Below are 397 nucleotides of genomic sequence, written 5' to 3'. Positions count from 1 at the left end.
AGGGCCGCAACGGGATCGTGGTCACCGACTCCGCGGTGCACACCACGATGTGGGTGCACGAATGGCCCCGCTCCGACAGCCCCGTCGGATTCCTCTCCCCCGTGGTGTTCGCCCGGCACCCGCACACCGGAGAATCGATCACCCACATCTTCTCCATCGTCCTCACCCCCGTCCCGGTGTCGAAGGCGTTGAAGCGGATCCGAGACGAGAAGAAGGTCTGGCGCGGCAACGAAAAGCTGCGCGCCAAGCGCGGCGCGGACGGATCGGCGGCGGATGCGGCGGACTGGAAGGCGCTCGAGCAGCAGGAGCACGAGATCGCCAACGGGCACGGCGAGTTCCAGTACGGCGCCTACCTCACCGTCACCGCCCCCGACGAGGAACGCCTCGACCAGGCCAT

The 397-nt window shown here is 68.0% G+C and carries 1 protein-coding gene; it reads left to right on the top strand.

Annotated elements, in window-relative coordinates; genetic code table 11:
* The coding region (locus tag AC3A46_RS19530; protein WP_487666701.1) for an SCO6880 family protein at positions 1 to 397 on the top strand (397 nt) is incomplete at both ends.

It is taken from the genome of Microbacterium sp. Soil_C_42, assembly GCF_057656735.1.
The sequence above is the reverse complement of the archived record's forward strand: the minus strand, read 5'-3'. Positions and strand labels throughout refer to the sequence as shown.